General features: G+C 65.4%; 26 protein-coding genes. 16 read left to right on the top strand and 10 right to left on the bottom strand.

Annotated features, from left to right (window positions below):
* Positions 1 to 14: 14 nt before the first annotated feature.
* Positions 15 to 1,049, bottom strand: coding sequence for a polyprenyl synthetase family protein (locus AXZ77_RS16425; RefSeq protein WP_255266526.1), 1,035 nt, complete (start codon positions 1,047 to 1,049; stop codon positions 15 to 17).
* 36 nt (positions 1,050 to 1,085) lie between these two features.
* On the opposite strand from AXZ77_RS16425, the gene AXZ77_RS16420 reads away from it, so the two are divergent.
* The 3 genes from AXZ77_RS16420 to AXZ77_RS16410 all read left to right on the top strand — a co-directional run bounded on the left by AXZ77_RS16420 (position 1,086) and on the right by AXZ77_RS16410 (position 2,357).
* A complete protein-coding gene (locus AXZ77_RS16420; RefSeq protein WP_075773958.1) occupies positions 1,086 to 1,298 on the top strand; it encodes a DUF2007 domain-containing protein in 213 nt (70 codons plus the stop codon).
* Between the two features lie 5 nt (positions 1,299 to 1,303).
* Entirely contained in the window at positions 1,304 to 2,071 is a 768-nt protein-coding gene (locus tag AXZ77_RS16415) for a tRNA1(Val) (adenine(37)-N6)-methyltransferase (RefSeq protein ID WP_098411973.1), read from the top strand.
* Positions 2,072 to 2,189: 118 nt separating this feature from the next.
* Positions 2,190 to 2,357 (top strand): YdcH family protein, encoded by a 168-nt coding sequence (locus AXZ77_RS16410; RefSeq protein WP_078548964.1) that lies wholly within the window; start codon positions 2,190 to 2,192, stop codon positions 2,355 to 2,357.
* Between the two features lie 82 nt (positions 2,358 to 2,439).
* Here the strand turns inward: AXZ77_RS16410 and AXZ77_RS16405 are convergent, their stop codons facing one another.
* The 4 genes from AXZ77_RS16405 to AXZ77_RS16390 form a co-directional block, all read right to left on the bottom strand.
* The gene (locus AXZ77_RS16405; protein ID WP_098411972.1) at positions 2,440 to 3,360 is read right to left on the bottom strand and encodes a DMT family transporter; all 921 of its coding nucleotides are present in this window, start codon (positions 3,358 to 3,360) and stop codon (positions 2,440 to 2,442) included.
* A gap of 67 nt (positions 3,361 to 3,427) precedes the next feature.
* Entirely contained in the window at positions 3,428 to 4,150 is a 723-nt protein-coding gene (locus tag AXZ77_RS16400) for a beta-ketoacyl-ACP reductase (RefSeq protein WP_078569828.1), read from the bottom strand.
* 106 nt (positions 4,151 to 4,256) lie between these two features.
* Positions 4,257 to 5,432 carry an acetyl-CoA C-acetyltransferase gene (locus AXZ77_RS16395; protein ID WP_078548959.1) on the bottom strand — a complete coding sequence of 392 codons (1,176 nt, stop codon included), beginning with the start codon at positions 5,430 to 5,432 and terminating at the stop codon, positions 4,257 to 4,259.
* Positions 5,433 to 5,573: 141 nt separating this feature from the next.
* Positions 5,574 to 6,416, bottom strand: coding sequence for an EAL domain-containing protein (locus tag AXZ77_RS16390; RefSeq protein WP_098412592.1), 843 nt, complete (start codon positions 6,414 to 6,416; stop codon positions 5,574 to 5,576).
* A 165-nt stretch (positions 6,417 to 6,581) separates the two neighbouring features.
* Here AXZ77_RS16390 and AXZ77_RS19765 point away from each other — a divergent pair, with 165 nt between their 5' ends.
* Together AXZ77_RS19765 and AXZ77_RS16385 are read left to right on the top strand one after the other, a co-directional pair.
* A complete protein-coding gene (locus AXZ77_RS19765; protein ID WP_255266525.1) occupies positions 6,582 to 6,950 on the top strand; it encodes a PAS domain-containing protein in 369 nt (122 codons plus the stop codon).
* Positions 6,922 to 7,824, top strand: a complete 903-nt coding sequence (locus AXZ77_RS16385; RefSeq protein ID WP_255266524.1) for a histidine kinase — start codon at positions 6,922 to 6,924, stop codon at positions 7,822 to 7,824. Before AXZ77_RS19765 ends, AXZ77_RS16385 begins: the two co-directional genes overlap by 29 nt.
* A gap of 274 nt (positions 7,825 to 8,098) precedes the next feature.
* Here the strand turns inward: AXZ77_RS16385 and AXZ77_RS16380 are convergent, their stop codons facing one another.
* Positions 8,099 to 8,647 (bottom strand): TlpA disulfide reductase family protein, encoded by a 549-nt coding sequence (locus AXZ77_RS16380; RefSeq protein WP_098411971.1) that lies wholly within the window; start codon positions 8,645 to 8,647, stop codon positions 8,099 to 8,101.
* A 27-nt stretch (positions 8,648 to 8,674) separates the two neighbouring features.
* Here AXZ77_RS16380 and argH point away from each other — a divergent pair, with 27 nt between their 5' ends.
* The 4 genes from argH (at position 8,675) to AXZ77_RS16365 (ending at position 14,420) form a co-directional block, all read left to right on the top strand.
* Positions 8,675 to 10,081, top strand: coding sequence for an argininosuccinate lyase (argH, locus tag AXZ77_RS16375; protein WP_078522532.1), 1,407 nt, complete (start codon positions 8,675 to 8,677; stop codon positions 10,079 to 10,081).
* Complete coding sequence (locus AXZ77_RS19640) at positions 10,078 to 10,236, top strand: hypothetical protein (protein WP_165756994.1); 159 nt, start codon at positions 10,078 to 10,080, stop codon at positions 10,234 to 10,236. Before argH ends, AXZ77_RS19640 begins: the two co-directional genes overlap by 4 nt.
* Positions 10,237 to 10,355: 119 nt before the next feature.
* Entirely contained in the window at positions 10,356 to 11,621 is a 1,266-nt protein-coding gene (gene lysA, locus AXZ77_RS16370) for a diaminopimelate decarboxylase (RefSeq protein ID WP_098411970.1), read from the top strand.
* 39 nt (positions 11,622 to 11,660) lie between these two features.
* Positions 11,661 to 14,420: a DUF4175 domain-containing protein gene (locus AXZ77_RS16365; RefSeq protein ID WP_255266523.1), complete on the top strand. Its 2,760-nt coding sequence runs from the start codon at positions 11,661 to 11,663 to the stop codon at positions 14,418 to 14,420.
* 53 nt (positions 14,421 to 14,473) lie between these two features.
* Here the strand turns inward: AXZ77_RS16365 and AXZ77_RS19760 are convergent, their stop codons facing one another.
* Positions 14,474 to 15,619: a zinc-ribbon domain-containing protein gene (locus AXZ77_RS19760; RefSeq protein ID WP_255266522.1), complete on the bottom strand. Its 1,146-nt coding sequence runs from the start codon at positions 15,617 to 15,619 to the stop codon at positions 14,474 to 14,476.
* 138 nt (positions 15,620 to 15,757) lie between these two features.
* On the opposite strand from AXZ77_RS19760, the gene AXZ77_RS16355 reads away from it, so the two are divergent.
* The 3 genes from AXZ77_RS16355 to AXZ77_RS16345 are packed head-to-tail and all read left to right on the top strand — an operon-like array spanning position 15,758 to position 18,098.
* Positions 15,758 to 16,429, top strand: coding sequence for a cell division ATP-binding protein FtsE (locus tag AXZ77_RS16355; protein WP_078542197.1), 672 nt, complete (start codon positions 15,758 to 15,760; stop codon positions 16,427 to 16,429).
* Between the two features lie 8 nt (positions 16,430 to 16,437).
* Entirely contained in the window at positions 16,438 to 17,322 is an 885-nt protein-coding gene (locus tag AXZ77_RS16350; RefSeq protein ID WP_098411969.1) for an ABC transporter permease, read from the top strand.
* On the top strand, positions 17,322 to 18,098 hold the full coding sequence (locus AXZ77_RS16345; RefSeq protein ID WP_255266521.1) for a 1-acyl-sn-glycerol-3-phosphate acyltransferase: 777 nt from the start codon (positions 17,322 to 17,324) through the stop codon (positions 18,096 to 18,098). The genes AXZ77_RS16350 and AXZ77_RS16345 overlap by 1 nt, the downstream gene beginning before the upstream one ends.
* Positions 18,099 to 18,198: 100 nt before the next feature.
* Here the strand turns inward: AXZ77_RS16345 and AXZ77_RS16340 are convergent, their stop codons facing one another.
* Entirely contained in the window at positions 18,199 to 18,531 is a 333-nt protein-coding gene (locus AXZ77_RS16340; RefSeq protein WP_098411968.1) for a helix-turn-helix transcriptional regulator, read from the bottom strand.
* Positions 18,532 to 18,614: 83 nt separating this feature from the next.
* On the opposite strand from AXZ77_RS16340, the gene AXZ77_RS16335 reads away from it, so the two are divergent.
* Positions 18,615 to 19,835, top strand: a complete 1,221-nt coding sequence (locus tag AXZ77_RS16335; protein WP_098411967.1) for an MFS transporter — start codon at positions 18,615 to 18,617, stop codon at positions 19,833 to 19,835.
* Positions 19,836 to 19,866: 31 nt separating this feature from the next.
* Here the strand turns inward: AXZ77_RS16335 and AXZ77_RS16330 are convergent, their stop codons facing one another.
* Positions 19,867 to 20,826: an acetyl-CoA carboxylase carboxyltransferase subunit alpha gene (locus tag AXZ77_RS16330; RefSeq protein WP_098411966.1), complete on the bottom strand. Its 960-nt coding sequence runs from the start codon at positions 20,824 to 20,826 to the stop codon at positions 19,867 to 19,869.
* Positions 20,827 to 21,009: 183 nt separating this feature from the next.
* On the opposite strand from AXZ77_RS16330, the gene AXZ77_RS16325 reads away from it, so the two are divergent.
* On the top strand, positions 21,010 to 21,477 hold the full coding sequence (locus AXZ77_RS16325) for a GyrI-like domain-containing protein (protein ID WP_176536062.1): 468 nt from the start codon (positions 21,010 to 21,012) through the stop codon (positions 21,475 to 21,477).
* Positions 21,478 to 21,674: 197 nt separating this feature from the next.
* On the opposite strand, the gene AXZ77_RS16320 is transcribed toward AXZ77_RS16325, so the two are convergent.
* Complete coding sequence (locus AXZ77_RS16320) at positions 21,675 to 22,631, bottom strand: L-malyl-CoA/beta-methylmalyl-CoA lyase (protein ID WP_098411964.1); 957 nt, start codon at positions 22,629 to 22,631, stop codon at positions 21,675 to 21,677.
* 289 nt (positions 22,632 to 22,920) lie between these two features.
* Between AXZ77_RS16320 and dgcN the strand changes: the two genes are divergently transcribed.
* Entirely contained in the window at positions 22,921 to 23,922 is a 1,002-nt protein-coding gene (gene dgcN, locus AXZ77_RS16315) for an N-acetyltransferase DgcN (protein WP_098412589.1), read from the top strand.
* A gap of 70 nt (positions 23,923 to 23,992) precedes the next feature.
* Entirely contained in the window at positions 23,993 to 24,955 is a 963-nt protein-coding gene (gene dgcA, locus AXZ77_RS16310) for an N-acetyl-D-Glu racemase DgcA (RefSeq protein ID WP_098411963.1), read from the top strand.
* The last annotated feature ends 12 nt before the right edge of the window (positions 24,956 to 24,967 follow it).

Genomic DNA, 24,967 nt, shown 5'->3' with positions numbered 1-24,967 from the left:
GGGGCAGAGCCCCCTCAGCGCAGCCGCGCCACTACGTAATCGGCGAGATCGTCGAGCATCTGCCGCAGCTCGCTCTCGGGCAGGACCTTGAGCCGCTCGCGCCCGCGATCGGCCCATTCGAGGGCTGCCGCGCGGGTCTCTTCCAGCGCGCCGGTCGCGTGCAGCAGTTCCAGCGCATGCTCCAGATCGCCGTCGCGCTGGTCGCCCTTGTCGATGGTGCGGGTCCAGAAGACGCGGGCGTCCGCGTCGGCCTTCGCCAGCGCCTTGATCAGCGGCAGGGTCAGCTTGCGCTCGCGGAAATCGTCGCCCACGTTCTTGCCCATCGTCTCGGCATCGCTGAGATAATCCAGCAGATCGTCGACCACCTGGAACGCGATCCCGAGGCTTTCGCCGTAATCGTGCAGCGCCGCGATCTGATCCTCCGGTGCGCCCGCCAGAACCGCGCCCGCCTCGGTCGCCGCCGAGAACAGCGCCGCAGTCTTGCCGCGCACCACCTTGTAATAAGTGTCCTCGGTCGTGTTCAGGTCTTCGGCTGCCGAGAGCTGCAGCACTTCGCCCTCGGTGATCACGGCGGAGGCGTTCGACAGGATCGACAGAACCCGCAGGTTGTCGGTGTCGGTCATCAGCTGGAAGGACCGCGCGAAGAGGTAATCGCCAACGAGCACGCTCGACTTGTTGTCCCAAAGCAGGTTCGCGGTCGGGCGGCCCCGGCGCTGCTTGCTCTCGTCGACCACGTCGTCATGCAGCAGCGTCGCGGTATGGATGAACTCGACCGCCGCCGCGAGGTTGTGATGCAGGCTGCCCTCGTAGCCGCACAGCCGCGCCGCCGCGACGGTCAGCATCGGCCGCAGCCGTTTGCCGCCCGCGCCGACCAGATGGGCGGTCACTTCGGGGATGCGCGGCGCGTTTTCCGAGGCCATGCGCTCGGCGATCAGCGCATCCACCGCCGCCATGTCGCTTGCCAAGGCTTCCGCAAGCCGGTCATGCGGTTTCGCCGTGTTGTCGGGCTTGTCGTCGAGGCTCATGTTCATCCCTTCGATCTGCCTCATCTCGACAGCCCTCGCAAGGGGCCGTAAGTGAGGGATATGAAAGAGCTACTGCGCAGCACGGACCCGGTGAAACTGGCCATGGCGACCGCCCTTCTCGAGGGCGAGGGTATAAGCACGTTTCAACTCGACGTCCATACGAGCGTGCTGGAAGGCTCGCTCGGAATCCTTCCGCGCCGCCTGATGGTGCGCGACAGCGACATGTTCATGGCGCAGGCGGTTCTGCGCGATAACGAGATAAAATCGGATTGACGCCCATGGATCGGTTCGGGCCCGAGGATCTGACAGTCGATGGCTTTCTCGGCGGGCGGTTGCGCATCGCCCAGCCGCGTGCGGGTTACCGTGCGGCGATGGACCCGGTTCTGCTGGCGGCGGCCTGTCCGGCGCAGGCGGGCCAGTCGGTTCTGGAGCTCGGCTGCGGGGCCGGGGTGGCGAGCCTGTGTCTTGGCTGGCGGGTGCCTGGGCTTGCGCAAAGCGGGGTGGAGCTGCAGCCCGCCTATGCCGATCTCGCGCGGCGCAACGCGGCGGAGAACGGGATCGCGCTCGAGGTGATCGAGGGTGATCTGGCGCAGATGCCCGCCGATCTGCGCGCGCGCAGCTTCGATCACGTCATCGCCAACCCCCCCTATTTCGGGCCCGAGGATGGCACGCCCGCCGCCGATCCCGGCCGCGAGCGCGCACAGCGCGAGGCGACGCCGATCAGCGCATGGCTCGACGCGGGGCTGCGGCGGCTCAAACCCGAGGGGCGGATCACGCTGATCCAGCAGGCCGACCGTCTGGCGGATCTGCTGGTGGGGCTGCACGGGCGGACCGGCGCGATCACCGTTCTGCCGATCGCCCCCCGCACAGGGCGCGCGGCGCGGCGGGTGATCGTCACGGCCCGCAAAGGCGCGCGGACGCCGCTGCAGCTTCTGGCGCCGCTGATCCTGCATTCGGCGCCGGTGCATTCACGCGACGCAGAGGATTTGACGGATATTGCGCGTGAAATCCTGCGCGAAGGTCAAAAATTGCCGATTCCGCGTTAACTCTTTCGCAAGATTTCGCGAAAATGCTGGGGATAACCCGTCGCTATACGACATTTCCGTGACACGACTCAAAACCTGTGCTGCAATCGACGGGCTGACAACTGGAGAGGAGACTGCCATGTCGCTTGGTTCGCATATCACCGAACTTCGCAAAAAACATGAGGCTCTGTCGATGGAGGTCGAGCGCGCTTCGCGCAGACCCGGCATCGACGATCTCGAAATCGCTCAGATGAAAAGGCAAAAACTTAGGCTGAAAGAGGAAATCCGGCGCCTCGAAACGGCCTGAGGGCCCTCCCACGAGTTTAACCGGGCCGTCCTTCGGGGCGGCCCGTCTCTTTTGAAAGGGGCCGTTCGAGGAGGGCGCCGACTCAGGCTGAACCTTTCCGCGGTATCTCCTGCCCGGTCATATCCGGCGGAGGGGGCGCGGCGCGCCGACGCCGACCGCCAAGCGCCGCCAGCCCGGCGCCCCCGGCGATCATCGCCGCCGCGATCAGCAGGGTAGGCCGCGCGTCCGCAATCCCAACTGCGACCAGCACCAGCGTCGAGACCAGAGGGGCCGCATAGGAGGCCGTGCCCAGCAGCTGAATATCGCCCCGTTTCACGCCAAGATCCCATGTGTAGAAGGCAAACCCGACCGGCCCCAGCCCCAAGCCGATCACCGAGGCCCAGCCGATCGCGCTTTGCGGCCAGATCGTCGGCTCCAGCGCCAGATGGGCGACGGCCGACAGGGCCGCGCTCGCGAGGCAATAGACCGCGACCGCCGCCGTCGGCACCGCCCCGAAGCGCCGCGACAGCAGCGAATAGCTCGACCATGTCAGCGCGCAGATCAACGCCAGCCCATAGCCGGGCAGCGCCGCGGGATCGGCGGAAATCCCGCCCCCGAGGATCAGCGCCGCGCCCCCGAAGGCAAGCACCGCCCCCGCGACATGCCAAAGCGTCAGCCGCTCGCCGGGCAGCAACCCGGAAAACAGCACGATCAGCAGGGGCCAGAGATAGGCGATCAGCCCAGCCTCGGCCGGGGGTGCGAGGCGCAGCGCCGAGAAATAGAGGAAATGATAGCCGAACAGCCCCGCCGTCCCGGCGAGATAGACCTTCCACGACACGTGCCGCAGCTGCCCCAGCGCACCGGTCGCCACCAGCCAGATCACCCCCACCGCGCCGCCCAAAGCGAAACACAGCGCATTCAGCATCAGGGGCGGCACCGGGGCCGATCCCACGGTGAACAGCGCCAGCAGCGCCCACAGCAATACCGCCGTGAACCCGATCGAAGTGGCCTTGCCGCGTGTCATGCTGTCCCCGCCAAAACAAAGAGGCCCGCAAAATGCGGGCCTCCGTCGAGAATGCCAAGAGGCGAAATCAGATGAAATACTGACCGCCATTCGCGGTGATCGTCGAGCCGGTGATGAAGCCCGCATCGTCGGAGGCGAGGAACACCACGCAGCGCGCGATCTCTTCGGGCTCGCCCAGACGGCCGACCGGGATCTGGCCGATGATCGACTCGCGCACCTTCTCCGGCACCGCCATGACCATCTCGGTCGCGATATAGCCGGGGCAGATCGCGTTCACGGTGATGCCCGCGCGTGCGCCTTCCTGCGCTAGCGCCTTGGTGAAGCCCAGATCACCCGCCTTCGCCGCCGAGTAATTCGCCTGCGCGAACTGCCCTTTCTGGCCGTTGATCGAGGAGATGTTCACGACCCGGCCGAACTTGCGCTCGCGCATCTTCGTCCAGAGCGGATGGGTCATGTTGAAGATGCCGCTGAGATTGGTGTCGATCACCTGATTCCACTGCTCGCGGGTCATCTTGTGGAAGGGCGCGTCGCGGGTGATGCCCGCGTTGTTCACCAGAACGTCGATCGGGCCGACCTCGGATTCGATCTGCTCGATCCCCGCCGCGCAGGCGTCGTAATCGGCGACCGACCATTTGTAGGTCTTGATCCCTGTTTCCTCGGTGAACTTGGCCGCAGCCTCGTCATTGCCGGCATAGTTCGCGACGACCGTGTAGCCCGCCGCCTGAAGCGCCTTCGAGATCGCCGCGCCAATGCCGCGCGATCCGCCGGTGACCAATGCAACTCTCGCCATGATTTCTCCTCCAAATGGAATGCCCTTGAAGCGCTGTTACCGAAAATGACAAGAGCGCGCAACAAAGTTGCGCGCTCTTTTTGCAGATGCAGCATTTTTTTTGCCGTTAGAGGCCTTCAATGCACATTGCGACGCCCATACCGCCACCGATGCAGAGCGTGGCGAGGCCTTTTTTCGAGCCCTGACGCTTCATCTCGAACAGCAGGGTGTTGAGGATTCGCGCGCCGCTGGCGCCGATCGGGTGGCCGATAGCGATGGCGCCGCCATTGACGTTCACCTTGCTGACGTCCCAACCCATGTCCTTGTTCACCGCGCAGGCCTGCGCCGCGAAGGCTTCGTTGGCTTCGATCAGGTCGAGATCGGAGGCTTTCCAGCCCGCCTTCTCCAGCGCCTTGCGCGAGGACGGGATCGGGCCGCAGCCCATGATCGACGGGTCGAGCCCGGCGGTCGCATAGGAGGCAATGCGGGCCAGCGGCGTGAGCCCGCGCTTCTCGGCCTCTTCCTCCGACATCAGCAGCACCGCGGCCGCGCCGTCATTGATGCCGCTCGCGTTGCCCGCGGTCACCGAGCCGTCCTTGGCGAAGGCCGGGCGCAGCTTCTGCATGTTCTCGATCGTCGCGCCGTGGCGGATATATTCGTCCTGATCCACGACCGTGTCGCCCTTGCGCGTCTTCACGGTGAAGGCGGCGATCTCGTCGGCGAACTTGCCAGCCTTCTGCGCGGCTTCGGCCTTGTTCTGCGAAGCCAGCGCGAATTCGTCCTGCATCTCGCGCGAAATCTGCCACTGGGTCGCGACATTCTCGGCGGTCTGGCCCATGTGATAGCCGTTGAACGCGTCCCACAGGCCGTCCTTGATCATCGAGTCGATCATCTTCATGTCGCCCATCTTCTGCCCCGCGCGCAGATGCGCGACATGCGGGCTGAGCGACATGCTTTCCTGACCGCCCGCGACGACGATATCGGCATCGCCGCACATGATGTGCTGGGCGCCGAGTGCGACCGTGCGCAGGCCCGAGCCGCAGACCTGGTTGATCGACCAAGCGGCGCTTTCGATCGGCAGGCCCGCGTTGATATGAGCTTGGCGGGCGGGGTTCTGGCCTTGGCCCGCAGTCAGCACCTGACCGAGGATCGTTTCGGACACATCGGACTTCTCGATCCCGGCGCGGGCGACGACGGCCTCGATCACGGCGGCGCCGAGGTCATGTGCGGGCGTATTGGCAAACGCACCCAAAAACGAGCCAACCGGCGTGCGCGCGGCCGAGACGATGACGACATTGGTCATGGGATCCTCCTCATCACTTAAGCGGGCGCGAAAGCGCGTCCGTTCTGCTGCTGCGCAGCATGGCGGAAGGGAACGAGAGGTCAAGCTTAATCCCGTCGCTCGGGAAATTGTTAACGCAAGTTTATTGCGCTCTGGCTGCGGTCATGCACGTCTCCGTTGCGGTTCGTGAGACTGGCTCCACGGGGGGTGGATCGTCGGTGCGCCGAAGTAATAGCCTTGCATGCAATCGACGCCGAGGCTTGCCACATATTCGGCATCCTCCAGCGACTCGACCGCTTCGGCGATTGTGAACATCTTGAAATGGCGCGCCACGTCGAGCAGCGATTTCGTCAGCGCCTGGTTGTCCGGATCGTGCGAGATGCCGCGAATGAACTGCCCATCGACCTTGATGATGTCGAAGTAGAAATCGCGCAGATAGCGGAAAGACGTGTAGCCCGCCCCGAAATCGTCGAGCGCGAAACTGACGCCGCGGGCCTGCAAATCTTCCATGAAGACGCTGACCAGTTCGGGAATTTCCATCGCCGAGCTTTCGGTAATCTCCAGTATGAGACGTTCGCCGACGGTTTCATCGACTGCGAGGCCGCGATTGAGAACCTTGGTCCATGGGGCGTAGCCGATCGAGCGCGCCGACATATTGACCGCCAGGCGCAGATCCGGCTGCCCGAGGAGCGCTTTCAGCCCCAGTTCAAGCGAGAGGCAGTCGAGTTTCCGCCCGACCTCCGTCCGTTCGATCGCATTGATGAATTCCTTCGCGGGGATAATGCGCCCGCGATCGTCGAGAACCCGGATCAGGCCCTCGTAAAACGCGGGTCGGTCGGGGCGACAGGTCTGGATCACGGGCTGATAGGCCAGCATGACGTCATGCCGGTCGATCGCCGAACCCACCATGGCCAAGGCCTGCCGGCTTTGCTCGGCAGCCGCAAAGCTCAGCGGGCTATCTTCGTCACGATGCACCGGCATGGTCCTCGCGTCTCGATTCGTCATCTGCCCCTCCTTCGCCTTCGAGCCAAGCATCCGCGCAAGCGCCTAAGAAGCGGTAAAGACCGGGAAATACGCCGGACTCGTGGTTAGCGGGAAATTCGCATCCGGCGTTAAGTCGATGGTAACCGGCAGGTGCCTAGGGTGGACCTCAATGGAACAGAATGGGCGATGACGAAAATGGGGCAGCCGGGACTGCGCGGCACCAACGAGGTGCCTTTCGCGCTGGAAGAATTGTTCTACTCGCGCACCGATACGCGCGGGGTGATCCAATCGGGCAACGAGATTTTTCGGCGCACCGCGGGGTTCGAGTGGTCCGAGATGATCGGGGCGCCGCATAAGATCGTGCGTCATCCCGATACGCCGCGAGCGGTGTTCAGGGTGCTTTGGGATGCGCTGAAAAAAGGCTATCCCATGGGCGCCTATGTGAAGAACAAGGCGAAAGGCGGCGGGTGGTATTGGGTCTTCGCGGTCGTCATGCCGATCGAGGGGGGGCTACCTCTCGGTCCGGTTGAAACCGACGAGCGAGCTGTCCGATGAAATCCACCAGCTCTACCGTGATCTCTCCGCGCGCGAGCGGGCAGAGTCGCTCGACCCGGAGGAGAGCGCGACGCTGCTGCGTGATTTCGCGGAGCGTGGCGGCTATTCCAGCTACACCGCCTTCATGGCCTATGCGCTGGCGCTTGAGCTTACCGAACGGGATCGCCGCCTCAATCGAAACGCCGATGAGAATACGCGGATGCTGGCCGAATTGAACACCGCGATGGGGCGGCTCACGAAGGAGCAATTCGGACTTCTTCGCAGTTTCGAAGCATTGCAATCCGTGCCGAACAACATGCGGATCGTCGCCTCGCGGCTCGAGCCGTCCGGGGGGCCGGTATCTGCGATCTCGGAAAACTACAAAGCCTCGTCTGCTGTGATCTCGGAGCGGCTGCGCAAATTCGTTGCCGGTCGCGGCAATCTCTGCGGTCAGATGGCCTTCCAGGTCGCGCGCGCCGTGTTCCAACTGGGCTGCGCGCGCGTCCTCAACGAAATGAGCACCAATTTTATGGGCGAAGAGGTGCAGAATGATCAGCCCCGAGAGGACGAACGCGCCTTGCTGCAGTCGCTCGTCACCAAAGGCACTGCCGATGCGAATGCCGCGATGCGTCAAGCGGCCGAACTCGCCGACGATATGATGAACCAAAGCCGAGACATTCGTCGCCAGTTGCTCGGGCTCGACACGATCCGCGTCCTCGGGCGCGTCGAGTGTGGGCGCATGCGGGATGCGAATGGTGGGCTCGCGGCTACGATCGACCAGCTCGACAGTTTCCATGACGATATCAAAGGGCGTCTTGAGGCCATCCTGGCCCTGTCAGAAGAGATCGAACATTGGCTAGGGCGCTACCTGCGCGCGGGGAGAAGCGCAGCGTGAGGCTTGGCAGACCCGAGCGCCAAGGAAAACATTCTGCGTAGAAACGTGTAGAACATGGTTCGCGCGGGCAGAGACGTGGCTGGAAGTTCAGGTGCAGCCCGCAAGCCGGGCTCTGCAGAATGTTTCGACACGCGGGAGGGGTCGCGCGGGATGCGATCGAAGATCGGGCCGCAACGGAAGACGAAGATCGGGCCGCAACGGAAGACGAAGATCGGGCCGCAACGGAAGAGCGGTCCGGCGACAAAGCGCCTGCCGCCGTCACACCACCCTGCGCTTACTTCTCGTCGATCAGGGCCTCAATGACCTTCTTCGCCTCGGGCGAATCCCATTCCGCGCCGCCGATCATCCGGCCAACCTCATGACCGTTCTTGTCGATCAGCACCGAGACCGGAAGTCCAAGAACCCCCATCGCGCGGGCGGCGAAATTGGCGTCGTCGTGGAAGCGGGGCAGGGCGTCGATGCCTTCCTTGTCGAAGAAGGCGGCGACTTTCTCGGGCGAGTTCGAGCCGCCCGTGGCAATCGTCATCACCTGAAACCCATTCTCGCCGTAGGCTTTTTGCAGCGCATTCAGCGAGGGCATTTCCTCGCGGCAGGGCGGGCACCACGTCGCCCAGAAGTTGATCAGGACCACCTTGCCTTCGAAGTCTTTCATCGAATGCTCTTCGCCGCTTTCGTCGGTCACCGTGAAGGGCGGCAGCGGCAGCGGTTCGTCATAGGTGACGAGGGATTCCATCTGCCCCGATTTCACCGCATCTAGATCCGCGGCCTGCGCAACATTTGCACCCAGCGCCAGCGCCGTATAAAGGACGAGAAACCGTAACATATAGCCTCCTAGCAAGGGCCTCAGACCATGACCGATCAGACCGACGAGAACAAGTCCTCCAACGCGATGTGGGGCGGGCGTTTCGCCGCGGGGCCTGACGCGATCATGGAGGCGATCAACGCCTCGATCGGGTATGACCAGCGGCTCTACGCGCAGGACATCCGCGGCAGCCGGGCCCACGCCGCGATGCTCGCCGCGCAAGGCATCATTAGTGATAAGGACGCCGAGGCGATCGGAGAAGGTTTGCTCACGGTTTTGTCAGAAATCGAAGCGGGCGGATTTCCCTTCTCGACCGCGCTTGAAGACATCCACATGAATGTCGAGGCGCGGCTGAAAGAGGTGATCGGCGAACCGGCCGGGCGGCTGCACACGGCACGGTCGCGCAACGATCAGGTCGCGACCGATTTCCGTCTCTGGGTGCGCGAGCAATGCGATGCCGCGATCACCGGGCTCGACACGCTGATCCGCGCTGCGCTGACCCGGGCCGAGGAGGGCGCCGATTGGGTCATGCCCGGCTTCACCCATCTGCAGACCGCGCAGCCGGTGACCTTCGGCCATCACATGATGGCCTATGTCGAGATGTTCGCGCGTGACAAATCCCGCTTTGAGGACGCGCGCAAACGGATGAACGAATGCCCGCTGGGGGCTGCGGCGCTTGCCGGCACGGGCTTCCCGATCGACCGCCACGCCACGGCCGAGGCGCTGGGCTTCGACCGGCCGATGGCGAACTCGCTCGACGCGGTGTCGGATCGGGATTTCGCGCTGGAATTCCTCTCGGCCGGGTCGATCTGCGCGGTCCACATGTCGCGCCTCGCCGAAGAGCTGGTGATCTGGTCCTCGGCGCAGTTCCGCTTCGTGGCGATGTCGGACAAGTGGTCGACGGGCTCGTCGATCATGCCGCAGAAGCGCAACCCGGACGCGGCCGAGCTGATCCGCGCCAAGATCGGGCGCATCCTTGGGGCCTCGGTCGCGCTGTTCACCGTGATGAAGGGGCTGCCGCTCGCCTATTCGAAGGACATGCAGGAAGACAAGGAACAGGTCTTCGATGCCGCCGACAACCTGATGCTCGCGCTTGCCGCGATGGCGGGGATGATCGGCGACATGACGGTGAACGCGGACAAGCTGGAGGCCGCGGCCTCGGGCGGCTTCTCCACCGCGACCGATCTGGCCGACTGGCTGGTGCGCGAGGCGGGGCTGCCCTTCCGCGACGCCCACCACGTCACCGGCTCGCTGGTCGCGATGGCTGAGGAAAAAGGCTGCGATCTGCCCGATCTGAGCCTCGAACAGATGCAGTCGATCAATCCGGCGATCACCGAGAGCGTCTTCGACGTGCTCGGGGTTCACAACTCGGTCGCCTCGCGCCAATCTTACGGCGGAACCGCGCCCGATCAGGTGCGCGCGCAGATCGCTCGCTGGAAGGAACGGCTTGGATGAAATTCGCGGCTCCGTTCCTGCTGATCGGTCTGCTTGGCGCCTGTGCCGCCGATCCGGAGCTGCACACACATGTCGGCATCAATCGTGACGGCATCAAAGTTTATCCCGCCGCGACGGCGCGCGTTGGCATCATGACCCTTTCGGTGACCCCATGACCAAGACCCTGACCCTCGCCCTGACGCTTCTTCTCTCGCTCGCCGCCTGCGGTGTCGACGGCCCGCCCGTCCCGCCGTCCGAGGCGGATGGTAACCAGTCCCAGTAATCGAGACCTCTCATGGATCATTTCCTCTATCGCGACGGCGTCCTTCATGCAGAGGATGTGCCGATCCCCGAGATCGCGGCGGCTGTCGGCACGCCGTTCTACGTCTATTCGACCGCCACGCTGGAGCGCCATTTCAAGCTGTTCGAAGAGGCGCTTGGCTGGACCGATCACCTGATCTGCTTCGCGATCAAATCGAACTCGAACCTCGCGGTGCTGAAAGTTCTGGGCGATCTGGGCGCGGGCATGGATGTGGTCTCGGGCGGCGAATATCGCCGGGCGCGGGCGGCTGGCGTGCCGGGGGACCGGGTGGTGTTCTCGGGCGTCGGCAAGACCCGCGAGGAGATCGCCTACGTCCTCGAGAACGGCATTCGCCAGTTCAATGTCGAGTCCGAGCCGGAGCTGCTGGCGATTTCCGAGATTGCCGCGTCGATGGGCGTCACCGCGCCGATCGCGCTGCGGGTGAACCCGGATGTCGACGCGAAGACCCATGAGAAAATCGCGACCGGAAAATCCGAGAACAAGTTCGGCATCCCGATCGCCAAGTCCCGCGCGGTCTATGCCGAGGCGGCCCAGCTGCCCGGCATCGAGGTCGTGGGCATCGACGTGCATATCGGCTCGCAGCTGACCGATCTGGAGCCTTTCGAGGCCGCCTTCCTCAAGGTCCGCGAGCTGACCGAGGCGCTGCGCGCAGATGGCCACGATATCCGCCGTCTCGACCTCGGCGGCGGTCTGGGCATTCCCTACGAGCGGTCGAATTCCGCGCCGCCGCTGCCCATCGAATACGGGCAGGTGATCCAGCGCACCGTCGGCGATCTGGGCTGCGAGATCGAGATCGAACCGGGCCGCCTGATTTCGGGCAATGCCGGGCTGCTGGTCACCTCGGTGATCTGGCTGAAAGAGGGCGAGGGGCGCGATTTCCTCATTCTCGACGCGGCGATGAACGACCTCGTGCGGCCCTCGATGTATGGCGCGCATCACGACATCGTCCCGGTGATCGAAGCCGCGCCGGGTACCGAATCCGCGCCTTTCGACATCGTCGGCCCGGTGTGCGAGACCGGCGACACCTTCGCCAAGGCGCGCAATCTGACGCCGCTCGGCCCGGGCGATCTGGTCGCCTTCCGCTCGGCGGGGGCCTACGGTGCGGTCATGTCCTCGGAATATAATTCGCGCCCTTTGATCCCCGAGGTTCTGGTGCGCGGCGGCGAATTCGCTCTCATTCGGGCAAGACCGAGCTTTGAGGAAATGCTCTCCCGCGATACGATCCCGGAGTGGCTCTGATCCGTAGGAAGGGAATCGGGGCCGACGGATAGGGAGAGTATGCCGGTCAGGAACTGGTTCAGCAAAGCTTCGCGCGACGCGGCGACGAAGGAGGACGGGCAGGCCGCTCTGGCCCCGCTCTCCCGGCCTATTGCGCTGACCCATGCCGGTATGATCGTCGAGCGGGGGCTGCGCGCCTTCTGGCCGCTTCTCTCCGTTCTCGCGCTGATCGCCACCGCCATCGCCTTCGCGCTGCCCGCCTATCTGGGCCCGGGCGGGCGCTGGTTCTGGCTGGTTGCGCTGATCGCCTCGCTCGCCGCGCTGGCATGGGGCGCGTGGCGGATGCGCTGGCCGCGCCGCACGGATGCGATTGCGCGACTCGATGCGACGCTGCCGGGCCGCCCGCTTTCGGCGCTGACCGACGAGATGGCGCTGGGGCAGAACGATCCCGCCGCCCGCGCGCTCTGGTTGGCGCATCTGCGGCGCATGGCCAAGGCCGCGCAGGCTGCCCGCGCGCCGCGTCCGAAACCCGATCTCGCCCGCCGCGATCCCTATGCGCTGCGTCTTACCGCGCTGACGGCCTTGGTCGTCGCGGTGATCTTCGGCGTGCCGCAGCGGCTTTTGCACCCGACCGAGGGGCTGCCGACACCTGCGGGCTCTGCCGAGGCCGCGATGGGGCCGAGCTGGGAAGGTTGGGCCGCGCCACCGCGCTATACCGGCAAGCCGGGGCTCTATCTGAACAAGGTCGAGGGCGACGAGTTGATCGTGCCCGAAGGCACCCGCTTCTCGATCCGACTGTATGGCGCGTCCGGCGCGATCGGCTTCTCCGAAAGCGTCTCGAACCCTGCCGCGCTACCGGAACAGGGCGCGGCGCAAACCGCCAGCGGCATCGAGACGCATGAATTCGAAGCCGTCCGCGACGGGCTTCTGGAGTTCAAAGGCCCCGCCGCGCGGCGCTTCAACGTGGTGGTGCGCCCTGACGAGGCGCCCTCGGTCGCGCTGGCCGGGACGCCCGACCGCCGCGCCGATGGTAAGCTGAGTCTGCCCTTCACCGCGCAGGACGATTATGCCGTGACCAAGGGCCATGCGGTGATTTCGCTCGATCTGGCGAAGGTCGATCGCCGCTACGGTCTGCAAATCCCGCCCGAGCCGCGCGACGATCTGATCTATGATCTGCCGCTGCCGATTTCCGGATCGCGGGCCGATTTCACCGAGAGCCTCGTCGAGGATGCCGCGAAGCATCCTTGGGCGAACCTGCCGGTGAAACTGACGCTCGATGTCGAGGATGGGCGCGGCCAGACCGGCACTTCCGGCACGCAGGAGATCATCCTGCCCGGCAAGCGCTTCTTCGACCCGCTCGCCTCCGCCCTGATCGAAGTGCGCCGCGATCTGCTGTGGTCGCGCGACAACCGCGGCTATGCCGATCAGTTGCTGCGCGCGATCTCGAACCGGCACGAGGGCTTCATCAAGCGCGAGGAGGTGTATCTGATGATCCGCCTCGTGATCGGTCGGCTCGACGATCCCGACCTGTCCCCCGAGGCTCGCGACGAGATCGCCGAGGCTCTGTGGAAGATGGCGGAGCTGGTCGAGGATGGCGGCTTGGCGGATGCGCTGGCTGCGATGCAGAAGGCGCAGGAAAAGCTCTCCGAGGCGATCCGCAACGGGGCTTCGAAGGATGAGATCGCCAAGCTCATGCAGGAGCTGAAAGAGGCGACCGACAATTACATCCGGATGCTTGCCGAGCGCTCGCAGGAGCAGGAACAAGGGCCGCAATTCGGTCAGCAGCCGCAGCAGGGCCAGCAGATTACCGGCGACCAGATCCAGCAGATGATGGACCAGATCCAGAAGCTGATGGAGGAGGGCCGGATGGCCGAGGCGCAGGAGCTGCTCGACCAGCTCGCGCGGATGATGGAGAACCTCAAGGTCCAGCAAGGTCAGGGCGGTCAGGGCGACATGCCCGGCGGTCAGGCGATGCGCGACATGCAGGACACGCTGCGCAAGCAGCAGGAGCTGTCGGACGATGCGTTCCGCGACCTGCAGGATCAGTTCATGACGCCCGAGGAGCGCCAGCAGCAGGCCGAGAACGGTCAGCAGGGCCAGCAAGGGCAACAGGGTCAGCAGCAGGGTCAACAAGGTCAACAGGGCGAGCAAGGCCAACAAGGTCAGGGCCAGCAGCCCGGTGACCAGCCCGGTCAGGGCCAAGGCCAGGACGGACAGGCGCAGCGCGACGGTCAGGGGCAGGGCGATCAGCCTGGCCTGAACGGCGGGCAGGGCGGTGTCGATGGCCAGAGCCTCGCGGATCGCCAGCGCGCATTGCGTCGCGAACTCGACCGCCAGCGCGGGCTGCTGCCGGGCTTCGGCAACGAGGCGGGCCAGCAGGCCGAGAAGCGTTTCGACGACGCCGGGCGCGCGATGGATCAGGCCGAGGAGGCGCTGCGCGAGGGCGACAATTCGGCGGCGATCGACCGTCAGGCCGACGCGATCGAGGCGTTGCGCGAAGGGATGCGCGCATTGGGCGAGGCGATGCGCAACGAACAGGCGCGCCGCGACGGTCAGCAGCCCGGTCAACAGGGCAATCAGCAGGCGGGCCAACCCGGCCAACTGGGCGGTCGCGAGATGCCGCGCGATCCGCTCGGCCGCGCGCAGGGCGAGGGCAATCAGCTCGGCACGGATCGTCAGATGCTCAACGGCGAGGATGTCTATCGCCGGGCGCAGGATCTGCTCGATGAAATCCGCCGCCGCTCGGCCGATCGTCTGCGCCCCGAGGAAGAGCTGGACTACCTCAAGCGGCTGCTCGATCAGTTCTCGAATGCGGGCTGACGCCGCGCGCCCATAAGTTCAACTTATGCGCGGCGGCAGATTATTAGGAAAACTTATTCGGTGAAGCCGTCCGAGGTCGCTTCGGGCGAGAGGCGATGCGTCAGGATCTGCAACTGGTCGTCGAGCCAGATGCGCCCCTCATCCACCGCGACGACATATTGCGTCAGCGGCGATTTCAGTGCCGGGACTTTCGCGGCGATGTCCGGCGCGAAGGCATAGAGCAGCGCCAGTATCGCAGTGATCGCCATCACGAAGATGAAGCCGCGGCTGAAGCCCGAGCGGCGGCGGCGCGCCATCTCCGGCGAGAATTCGGCCACGCTGTCGCCCTCGCGATCGGAGGTCGCGGTGAGGGTCGAGTTGATCTCGTCGATGTCGGGCAGCCGTTCGCGCCCGCGCATCGTGTGCATATCTTCGTCATCCTCGCCGAGCAGGTCGGCCACGCGATCCTCTTCGGACTCGCTGAGATCGGAGAAGTCCTGCGCGCCTTTGCGGCGGCGCGCCAGATCGGCGGTGGCGGCCTCGGCGGCGCGTTCCGCGTCTTCGCTGGTCTCGCGCTCTTCGAGGTTCAATTCGTCTTGCGTCTCCAGCTCGCTCGAGCCTTCGGCGCGGCGCTGCGCGGCTTCGCGCTCGGCCTCTTCGCGCAGGATCGACAGCAGCCCGTCATCAAGCGGTTTGCGCGGGGTGGCACCGACGCGCGGGGCAGGGCCGAGGCCCGGCTCGTCCTCCTCCTCGTCGTCTTCGCGATCCTCCGGCTCCGCCGTCGAGACCATCGCCGCAATGGCGGCATCCGTGTCGTCGGTGTCCGGCGTCGTCACGACCGGCTCGGGCTCGGGCAGGGGCGTTGCGGCTTCGGGCTCGGGTTGCTGCTCTGGTTCGGGCAGCGGCTCGGGCTCGGAAACATGTTCGGGTTCGGAGGGTTGCTCGGGTTCGGAAACGGCCTCGGATTCGGTGGGCGTCTCCGCCGTCACCTCTGCCTCAGTCTCCTCAGGCGCAGCCTCGGCCTCCGTCTCGGTGTCGAGATCCCAACCTTCGGGCGGGGGCGCTGCGGTTGTGGTTTCGGGCTCGGCGGAGAGCATATCCTTGCTCGGCTGGAACCAGCCGTGCCCGCAATTGGAGCATTGCACATCCCGTCCGCCATCTGGGATGACAGCGTCATCCACTTCGTATTGCGCACCGCAATTGGGGCAAACCAACCGCATATTGTCCCATCCCTGCCCGTGTTGGCGTTTTGCCGTTCTGGCCAACCACTGTCTTATGTTGTAGCAAGCGCGGGCGGAATGTCCAAATGATTTGGGCCACTTAATTCGCGAAGCGCGCACCAAGTAGAGGGGCTGGCAGTGATCGAGCTGCAAAATGTGGCGATGAGCTATAGCGGGGCGGAGCTCCTTAGCGATATGTCCCTGACGCTTGCCCCTGGGTCATTCCATTTTCTGACCGGACCGTCGGGGGCCGGGAAGACCACATTTCTCAAACTATGCTACGCGGAATTGCTGCCGACGGCGGGGCATTTGTCGCTGTTCGGCAAGGATGTGCGCGAGATGAACCGGGACGAAATCGCCGGGCTGCGCCAGCGCATCGGCGTCGTGCATCAGGACTGCCAGTTCCTCGACCACCTTTCGGTGGAAGAGAACGTGGCGCTGCCGATGACGGTCAATCGCCGCACGCCCGACATGACCCAGCTGCGCGAATTGCTGGCTTGGGTCGGGCTGAAACGGCAGGCGAATGCGCTGCCGCCGCAATTGTCGGGCGGGGAGCGGCAACGCGTCGCTCTGGCCCGCGCGGTCATCATGTCGCCCGATGTGATCCTCGCCGACGAGCCGACGGGCAACCTCGATTGGGAGATGTCGCTGCGGCTGCTGTCGCTGCTGGTCGAGCTGAACAAGATGGGCAAGACCGTGGTGATCGCGACCCACGATCTGAACCTGATCCGGCAGGCGAAGCCGCAGGTCTCGGCGCGGGTGCTGCGCATCGCGAAGCGCCATCTGCATACGGCGGGGGCCGATCTGTGAAGCTGACCATGCTGACATTCGCCTCCGAGACGACCGGGCCGGATCGGGTCGTGCCGCCGACCGGGTTCACCGCGCGGCTGACGCTGTTTACCGCGGCCGCGATGGCCTTCCTTGCGGTCTTCGCGCTGGCGCTGTCGCTGGCGACCGGGCGGCTCGCCGATCGCTGGGCGGATAGCCTCGCGCGCTCGGCCACGATCCGCATCTCCGCCCCGCCCGAGCAGATGGATGCGCAGGTTGCCGCCGTGCAGGAAGTGCTGAAGACGACGCCGGGGGTCGCCTCGTCGCGGGTGATGGGCGATGACGAGATGAAGGGGCTGCTGAAGCCGTGGTTCGGCCCCGATCTGCCGGTGGATGCGCTGCCGCTGCCGAAGCTGATCGCAGTGACCGAGACCGGCGCGGGCGTCGATGCCGAGGGGCTGCGGCTGCGGCTGCAGGCCGAAGCGCCCGGCGCGATCTTCGACGACCATACCCGCTGGCGGCGTCCGCTGGTCGCGGCGGCGGAGCGTATCCGCACGCTGGGCCTGTTGTCGCTGCTGCTGATCTTCGGCGCGATGGCGGGGATGATCACGCTTGCAGCACAAGCCGCGCTGGCCGCCAACGGTCAGGTAATCGCGACGCTGCGGCTGGTGGGGGCGAAAGACGCCTTCATCGCGCGGGCCTTCGTGCGTCGCTTCACCACGCGTGGGCTGATCGGCGCGGTGGCGGGCACGGTGCTGGGGATGCTCGCGGTGGCGCTGCTGCCCTCGACCGAGGCTGCGGGCGGCTTCCTCACCGGCTTGGGCTTTTCCGGGGCCGCGTGGCTCTGGCCATTGATCATTCCGCCGATCGCCGCGATCGTGGCCTTTGCCGCCACCCGCTTCGCCGCGCTGCGTATGCTCAGGAGACTTCGCTGATGTCCGACCCTTCGCACCGCCCCGGAAAGGTCACGCCGCTGACCCATGTGATGACCGGGCTTTACTACGTTCACATCGCGCTCGCGACGGTGCTGATCGGGGCCTGGGGGCTTGTGTTTCAGGTGCTGCCCAAGGGGCGGGCCGGTGTGCATCGCACCGCCGGAATCTGGACGCAGCATCTGCTAACCATGGCGCGGGTCTATCTGGGGCTGCGATACGAGCTGCGCGGTACGCCGCCCGAGGGCGACTGCATCGTGGCGGCCAAGCATCAGAGCTTTTTCGACATTCTGATCCTCGCCAATCACCTGCCGCGCCGGGCCTTCGTGATGAAGAAGGCGCTCTTGAACGTGCCGGTCATGGGGTGGTTCGCGCATAAGGCGGGCTGCATCCCGATCGACCGCTCCAAGGGGTCGGAGGCGATGAAGGTGATGCTGGGCGCGGTCGAAGAGGCGCGCGCGACGCATGGGCTGGGCCAGCTGATCATCTATCCCGAGGGCACGCGCGTGCCGCCGGGCGAGAGGCGCCGTTACAAGCAGGGCGTGGGCGTGGTGGCGGAGGCCACGAAGCTGCCGGTGGTGCCCGCCGCGACCAATGCGGGCCTGTTCTGGAGCAAGCGCGGCTGGCCGATCCGGTCGGGCGTGGCGGTGACCGAGTTCCTGCCGGTGATCGAGGCGGCGGGCTCCGCCTCCGAGACGCTGGCGGCGGTCGAGGCGGTGGTGGAGCCGCGCTCGGATGCGCTGATGGCAGAGGCCGGGTTCGAGCTGCCCAAGCCCTGAGCGGGTCGCGCCGGAGGGCGCCTCCGGTGGGGATATTTTTACCAAGGCGAAGGGGCGCGGCTGCGCTGATGGACGCAGGCGCGGGAACACGTTGGCGTGATCAGCTCTCGCGCAGATCAGCGTCGAGGATCGGGTCGATCAGGCCGGGGAAGCGCGCTTCGAGGTCGTCCCGGCGCAGGGTGAGCAGGCGGCCGCGGCCGTTCGGGTTCGGCTCGTTCCGGATTACGCCGGATTCCCGCAAGACCTTGAGAATGTGAGATTTCGTCGACTTCGGGACATCCGCTGCCACGGCGCTGCAGGCGGCTGCTTCGAGCGGTCCGTCGCGCAGATTGCGGGCGATTTCGCGCCGCGCCGGGTCGCTGAGCGCGAAGAGCACTTGCGACAGTGACAGCGAGTCAGCGGGGGGATGAGAGAGTTCGGGGGGCGTGCTCATGGTTCGATAATACTTGAACCATGCGTCCTGTCGAGTATGTGGAGGTTCGACAATTTTCGAACCAATCGCATCAGGAGACAGCGATGACCGACGACACGGATTCTGGCCCGCGCGCCCCATCTCCAAATTCGCCCGCGCGGAGCCGGGCAGGCTTCGTGCTGGCAATCACGGGGCTCGTTCTGATGTTGGCGGGCGCGAGCGCGCCGTCGCCCTTCTACCCGGTCCTGCAGGCGCAGATCGGCTTTTCCTCGGCGATGATGACGGGGATTTTCGCGATCTATGCCGGGGCGCTTCTGATAACCTTGCTGGTCTTCGGGCGGCTCTCCGATCATCTCGGACGGCGGCCGGTCCTGTCGGTGGGCTTCGTGCTGCTTGCGCTCGGGATGCTCGAATTCCTCTGGGCGGATACGGCGATGACGCTGCTGTTGGCGCGGGTGCTGCAGGGCATGGCGAGCGGGCTGCTGATCTCGACCCTGAGCGCGAGCTCGACCGATCACGAGCCGCCCGCGCGGCCCGGTCTGGCGGCGGTCTGGAATGCGGTCGCGCCCTTGGCGGGGCTGGCGGCTGGGGCGCTGGCGGGCGGGGCGTTGCTGGCTTACGCGCCTGCGCCGCGCGTCGCGACCTTCCTTGGTCTGGCGGTCGTCTATGGCGTGCTGGCCCTGCTGGTCTGGCTGCCGCCGGAGACCGCGCCGCGCCACGCGGGGACGCTGGCCTCGCTGCGCCCGCAGGTCTCTGTGCCGCCCCATATCCGTGCGGCTTTCCGGCGCGGTGCGCCCGCGGTGCTGGCGGGGTGGGGAACCGGCTCGCTGTTCCTGTCGCTGGGTGCGCCGATCGTGGCGCAGGTCTTCGAGGTGCACACCGCGCTGGCGCAGGGGGCGATCGTCGCGCTCCTGTCGGGGACCGGAGCAGCCTCGTGCTATGCGACGCGCAATTTGGCCCCGCGCCGTATCGCGCTTCTGGGGACGGACGGGCTGGTGCTGGGCACGGTGCTGTCGCTCGCGGCGCTCGCGACGGGGAGTTTCGCGCTCTATCTTGCGAGCGTCTTCATCGCGGGGATCGGTTTCGGCACCTGCTTTGCGGGGGTGTTGCGTTCGCTCGCGCCGTTGGCCGCACCGGATGAGCGTGGCGGGCTGTTCGCGGCGCTGTTCACGCTGGCTTACTCGGCCTTCGGGGTGCCCGCGGTGCTGGCAGGTCTGGCGGTGCCGGAGCTGGGGCTGCGGCTGACGACCGAGATCTACGGCGCGGTCATCATCGCGCTTGCGCTGGGGGCGGGGCTGATGCGCAGGCAGGCGGAACCGGCGTGAGGCCGGTTCACGATGCGCGGGGGCTTCGGGCTTAGGCCGAAAGCCCCTTCGTGCCCATGTCGAGGAACTTCTTGCGGCGTGCCTTGATCAGATCGGCGGGCTTCTGGCCCTCCAGCTCTGCCAGCATCAGCGAGATTTCCGAGCCGACCGAAGCGATGGTCGCCGTGGAATCGCGCTGTGCGCCGCCCATCGGTTCGGAGATGATGCGGTCGATCACGCCGAGCTTCTTGAGATCCTGCGCGGTCAGGCGCAGCGCCTCGGCGGCTTCGCGCATCTTCTCGGCATCCTTCCACAGGATCGAGGCGCAGCCTTCGGGCGAGATCACCGAATAGACGGAATGTTCCAGCATCGCGACTCGGTCGCCGGTCGCGAAGGCCACTGCGCCGCCCGAGCCGCCTTCGCCGATGATGACCGAGATCAGCGGCACGCCGATCTGCAGGCATTTCTCGGTCGAGCGGGCGATGGCTTCGGACTGGCCGCGCTCTTCCGCGCCCTTGCCGGGATAGGCGCCGGGGGTGTCGATCAGGGCGACGACCGGCAGGCCGAAGCGGGCGGCCATGTCCATCAGGCGGATCGCCTTGCGGTAGCCCTCGGGGCGGGCCATGCCGAAGTTGCGCTCGATGCGGCTTGCGGTGTCGTTGCCCTTCTCGTGGCCGATCACCATCACCGGCTTGTCGCCGAGACGCGCGAGGCCGCCCATCACCGCGTGATCGTCGGCGAAGTTGCGATCGCCCGCGAGCGGCGTGTACTCGGTGAAGAGCTGGTCGATATAGTCCTTGCAATGCGGACGGTCGGGATGGCGCGCGACCTGACATTTGCGCCAGGGCGACAGGTCTTTGTAGAGGTCGCGCAGCATCGTCTCGGCCTTCTTGTCGAGGGCTGACGCTTCCTTGTCGACATCCATCTCTTCGTTTTGCCGGGCCAGCGCGCGCAGCTCTTCGGCTTTGCCTTCGATCTCTGCCAGCGGCTTTTCGAATTCGAGATAGGTCATGGATCACTCCGCATCCGGAAACTCGCGCCCTTAATGTCTTCAACGCTCGGGAATTGCAACTGGGTGGCGCATGGCGGGCGCGTCCTGATTGCGGGAGCGGCGGCGGCTTGCCTCATAGGCGCGGCGGATGGGAGGTGATAGACTGACCGAGGAAACGCGCGCTTTAACCGGATGAGGGTTAATTTGGCGTATGAAGTCGAGATCAAAGAGATGCCAGCGGTACGGCTTGCCGGGCTGGCACATAAAGGGCCTTACCCCTCGGTTGGCCCGGTCTTTCAGAAGCTTGTCTCGCTGATCCCGGAGCCGTCTTGGGCGGAAGTCGAGCATGCGGCGATGATCGGCCATGACAATCCGCGCAAAGTGCCGGCGGAGGAGCTGCGCTCGCATGCCTGTTTCGCGGTGGGCGAGGGGTTCGTGATCTTCCCGCCGCTTGCGGAGATTCGCTATCCGGCCGGGAAATATGCGGTGGTGACGGTGAAGGGGCCCTATGAGCAACTGCCCGAGGCCTATCGCTGGCTGGACGAGGAGTGGTTCCCGGCATCGGGCATGGAGCATCGCGATCTCGTGGCCTACGAGGTCTATCTCAACGATCCGATGAACACGAAGCCGGAAGATTTGCTGACGGAGATCCGCTTGCCGCTGCAGGGCTGAGGCGCTGCGATTTGCGGAACTGTCATCGGGCCGTCGCATAGCGCGGCTAGATGGCGTTTGCGTGGGGCGCCCGGCGCGAAAAAAACGGAAACGCCCCGGCCATAAGCCAGGGCGCTCCTTTTCCCTCATGCGGCCGGGCCTCCCCTCCCAACCGCTCCGGGATTCGATAACTATATCGCGATTCGTTCGCGCGCGGCTTAATCTTTAATCATTTCGGCTTGTCTTACAATCACTTCGGCTTGTTTGATTGACGCGATGTCGACGAGACGGCCTTTGTAGACGGTCGCACCCTCGCCGCGTGCCTTGGCCTCTTCCATCGCCGCGAGGATTTCACGGGCCTCGGTCACGGCCTCATCAGAGGGCGTAAAGACTTCATTTGCAAGGGAAATCTGCTTGGGATGGATGGCCCATTTGCCCACCATGCCAAGCGTCGCCGAGCGCAGCGCCTGCGCGCGGAAGCCGTCATCGTCGGAGAAATCGCCGAACGGGCCATCGACCGGCAGGATGCCATGGGTGCGGCAGGCGGCGACGATCGCGGCCTGCGCCCAGTGCCACGGGTCGGACCAATGCTTCTCGCCGTTACGCAGCATGTAGTAGTTTTCCTGCGTCCCGCCGATGCCGGTGGTCTGCATGCCCATCGAAGCGGCGAAGTCGGCAGCGCCGAGGCTCATCGCCTGCAGACGCGGAGAAGATGCCGCGATTTCCTCGACATGCGCGAGACCGGCGGCGCTCTCGATGATGACTTCGAGCGAGATTTTCTTGCTGCGGCCCTTCGCGGTTTCGATCGCGGTGACGAGCGCGTCGACGGCATAGACATCCGCTGCGCAGCCGACTTTCGGGATCATGATCTGGTCGATGCGCTCGGAGCCTTCCTCGAGCAGTTCGACCACGTCGCGATACCAATAGGGCGTGTCGAGGCCGTTGATGCGGACCGAGAGGTATTTGTTGCCCCAGTCGATCTCGTGGCTGGCCTGAATGATATTGCGCCGCGCCTGTGCCTTGTCGTCGGGGGCGACCGAATCCTCGAGGTCGAGATTGATCACATCGGCGGCGGAGGCGGCCATTTTCGGGAAGAGCTTGGTGTTCGAGCCGGGGCCGAAAAGCTGGCAGCGGTTCGGACGGGCAGGGGGCGTGGGTTGAACGCGGAAGCTCATGAAGCGGCCTTTCGCAAGGAAGTTACGTTTTTGGTTGCGGATTGGGTATATTGTTGCGCGGCCTCTTGCAAGGCGATTTTGCAAGCGCAGAATCAGGGCCGCGCTGCAGCATTGCTGGGGCCCGAAAATCCGGGTGATGCACGAAATTGCGGCGAATTGGCGCTTTTGCCGAAGGATCTTCCGCTTCGCTGGAAATGTTGCACGGAAATCCCCAAGAAATTTTTGCGCCGCGCCCTAATATCATCAACAAACAAGACAAAACACAGACCACAGGGAGACACGCATGTCGCTGATCGACACCCCTTACCTACTGTTTCTGGGCGATGCCCCCGATCCCTTGTCCGCAAAGGTCGCGCAGGGGATCAAGGACTGGCGGCCCGAATATGCCGTCGGCCAGTACCGGATGGAGGGATGCCAAGCCGACATGGGCATCCAAGATCTCGATATCAAAGAGGCCGTTGCGAAGGGCTGCAAGACGCTGGTGATCGGCGTCGCGAACCGCGGCGGCCTGATCTCGCAGAGCTGGAAGAAGGTGCTGGTAGAGGCGCTGGAAGAGGGGCTCGACCTCGCCTCGGGGCTGCACAACCTGCTGCGCGACGAGCCCGATCTGGTCGCTGTGGCCGAAGCCTGCGGCCGTCAGCTGCATGACGTGCGCATCCCGGCGGTGAAATACCCGATCGCCAATGGCGAGAAGCGCGCGGGCAAGCGCTGCCTTGCCGTGGGCACCGATTGCTCGGCGGGCAAGATGTATACCGCGCTTTGCATGGAGCGCGAGATGCGCGAGCGCGGCATGAAGGCCACGTTCCGCGCGACCGGCCAGACCGGCATCCTGATCACCGGCGATGGTGTGCCGCTCGATGCGGTGATCGCGGATTTCATGGCGGGCTCGATCGAATACCTCACGCCCGACAACGATTCCGACCACTGGGACCTGATCGAGGGGCAGGGCAGCCTGTTCCACGTCTCCTATTCGGGTGTGACGATGGCGCTGATCCATGGCGGTCAGCCCGACGCGCTGATCCTCGCGCATGAGCCGACGCGCACCCATATGCGCGGGCTGCCGGGCTACAAGCTGCCCTCGCTGCAAGAGCTGAGCGACATGGCGCTGGCGCTCGCGAAGGTCGCCAATCCCGCCTGTCAGGTGGTCGGCATCTCGGTCAACACTCAGAAGATGGGCGAGGACGAGGCCAAGGCCTATCTGGCGAAGGTCGAGGAAGAAATGGGCCTGCCCGCCACCGATCCGTTCCGCTTCGGTGCGGGCAAGCTGGTAGACGCGCTCGCCGCGATCTGATTGTCTCGCTTGTGACCCCTGCCGGATGCCTCCGGCGGGGATATTTGCACCAAGTCGAAGGGGGGCGCGGATGATCCGGGTGAGCCATGATACGTTCAAGCTGGCGCAGGTCTTTACCATCGCGCGCGGCTCGCGCACCGAGGCGCATGTGCTGAGCGTGACGCTGGAGCGCGAGGGCGTGACGGGGCGGGGCGAATGCGTGCCCTATGCGCGGTACGGCGAAAGCCTCGACAGCGTCACCGCGCAGATCGAGAGCCTGCCACAAGGGATTTCCCGCGCCGAGCTGCAAGAGGCGCTGCCCGCAGGCGCCGCCCGCAATGCGGTCGATTGCGCTTTGTGGGATTGGGAAGCCAAGAAGAAGGGCGTCCCGGTCTGGGAGCTTGCCGGGCTGGACAAGCCCGTGAGCCAGACCACAGCCTATACGCTGTCGCTCGACGAGCCGGTGAAGATGCGCGCGGCGGCCGCCGAGCATGCGCATCGCCCGCTGCTGAAGATCAAGCTCGGCACGCCCGAAGACATGCCGCGGCTGCGCGCGGTGCGTGAAGGGGCGCCGGAGTCGAAGATCATCGTCGACGCGAATGAGGGCTGGGAGATCGAGACCTTCCTCGACATTCAGGCCGAGTTGAAGAAGCTGGGCGTCGCGCTGGTCGAGCAGCCCTTGCCCGCGGCAGGGGATGAGGCGCTGTCGGATATCCAGCGGCTGGTGCCGATCTGCGCCGATGAGAGCTGCCATACCCGCGACGGGCTTTTGAACCTGCGCGGCAAATACGACGTCATCAACATCAAGCTGGACAAGACCGGCGGGCTCACCGAGGCCCTGCGGCTGCGCGATCTGGCGCGCGCCGAGGGGTTCGGCGTAATGGTCGGCTGCATGGTGGGATCGTCTCTGGCGATGGCGCCGGCGATGCTGGTCGCCCAAGGTGCCGATTACGTCGATCTTGACGGCCCGCTGCTTCTGGCCGAAGACCGCGATGTGCCGCTGCGCTACAAGGGCAGCGTGGTGGAGCCGCCGGAGCCGGAGCTCTGGGGCTGAGTTTGCAAGGAG

Origin of the sequence: Thioclava sp. ES.031, from assembly GCF_002563775.1 — a bacterium.
In the GTDB taxonomy this organism is placed as follows: domain Bacteria; phylum Pseudomonadota; class Alphaproteobacteria; order Rhodobacterales; family Rhodobacteraceae; genus Thioclava.
This window is presented reverse-complemented; position numbering and strand designations above follow the sequence as displayed.

Excerpts from the sequence above, each read along its gene's own strand:
- AXZ77_RS16425 (WP_255266526.1), bottom strand. The coding sequence starts at position 1,049 with ATGAGGCAGATCGAAGGGATGAACATGAGCCTCGACGACAAGCCCGAC.
- AXZ77_RS16420 (WP_075773958.1), top strand. The coding sequence starts at position 1,086 with ATGAAAGAGCTACTGCGCAGCACGGACCCGGTGAAACTGGCCATGGCG.
- AXZ77_RS16415 (WP_098411973.1), top strand. The coding sequence starts at position 1,304 with ATGGATCGGTTCGGGCCCGAGGATCTGACAGTCGATGGCTTTCTCGGC.
- AXZ77_RS16410 (WP_078548964.1), top strand. The coding sequence starts at position 2,190 with ATGTCGCTTGGTTCGCATATCACCGAACTTCGCAAAAAACATGAGGCT.
- AXZ77_RS16405 (WP_098411972.1), bottom strand. The coding sequence starts at position 3,360 with ATGACACGCGGCAAGGCCACTTCGATCGGGTTCACGGCGGTATTGCTG.
- AXZ77_RS16400 (WP_078569828.1), bottom strand. The coding sequence starts at position 4,150 with ATGGCGAGAGTTGCATTGGTCACCGGCGGATCGCGCGGCATTGGCGCG.
- AXZ77_RS16395 (WP_078548959.1), bottom strand. The coding sequence starts at position 5,432 with ATGACCAATGTCGTCATCGTCTCGGCCGCGCGCACGCCGGTTGGCTCG.
- AXZ77_RS16390 (WP_098412592.1), bottom strand. The coding sequence starts at position 6,416 with ATGACGAATCGAGACGCGAGGACCATGCCGGTGCATCGTGACGAAGAT.
- AXZ77_RS19765 (WP_255266525.1), top strand. The coding sequence starts at position 6,582 with ATGACGAAAATGGGGCAGCCGGGACTGCGCGGCACCAACGAGGTGCCT.
- AXZ77_RS16380 (WP_098411971.1), bottom strand. The coding sequence starts at position 8,647 with ATGTTACGGTTTCTCGTCCTTTATACGGCGCTGGCGCTGGGTGCAAAT.
- argH (WP_078522532.1), top strand. The coding sequence starts at position 8,675 with ATGACCGATCAGACCGACGAGAACAAGTCCTCCAACGCGATGTGGGGC.
- AXZ77_RS19640 (WP_165756994.1), top strand. The coding sequence starts at position 10,078 with ATGAAATTCGCGGCTCCGTTCCTGCTGATCGGTCTGCTTGGCGCCTGT.
- lysA (WP_098411970.1), top strand. The coding sequence starts at position 10,356 with ATGGATCATTTCCTCTATCGCGACGGCGTCCTTCATGCAGAGGATGTG.
- AXZ77_RS16365 (WP_255266523.1), top strand. The coding sequence starts at position 11,661 with ATGCCGGTCAGGAACTGGTTCAGCAAAGCTTCGCGCGACGCGGCGACG.
- AXZ77_RS19760 (WP_255266522.1), bottom strand. The coding sequence starts at position 15,619 with ATGCGGTTGGTTTGCCCCAATTGCGGTGCGCAATACGAAGTGGATGAC.
- AXZ77_RS16350 (WP_098411969.1), top strand. The coding sequence starts at position 16,438 with ATGCTGACATTCGCCTCCGAGACGACCGGGCCGGATCGGGTCGTGCCG.
- AXZ77_RS16345 (WP_255266521.1), top strand. The coding sequence starts at position 17,322 with ATGTCCGACCCTTCGCACCGCCCCGGAAAGGTCACGCCGCTGACCCAT.
- AXZ77_RS16340 (WP_098411968.1), bottom strand. The coding sequence starts at position 18,531 with ATGAGCACGCCCCCCGAACTCTCTCATCCCCCCGCTGACTCGCTGTCA.
- AXZ77_RS16335 (WP_098411967.1), top strand. The coding sequence starts at position 18,615 with ATGACCGACGACACGGATTCTGGCCCGCGCGCCCCATCTCCAAATTCG.
- AXZ77_RS16330 (WP_098411966.1), bottom strand. The coding sequence starts at position 20,826 with ATGACCTATCTCGAATTCGAAAAGCCGCTGGCAGAGATCGAAGGCAAA.
- AXZ77_RS16320 (WP_098411964.1), bottom strand. The coding sequence starts at position 22,631 with ATGAGCTTCCGCGTTCAACCCACGCCCCCTGCCCGTCCGAACCGCTGC.
- dgcA (WP_098411963.1), top strand. The coding sequence starts at position 23,993 with ATGATCCGGGTGAGCCATGATACGTTCAAGCTGGCGCAGGTCTTTACC.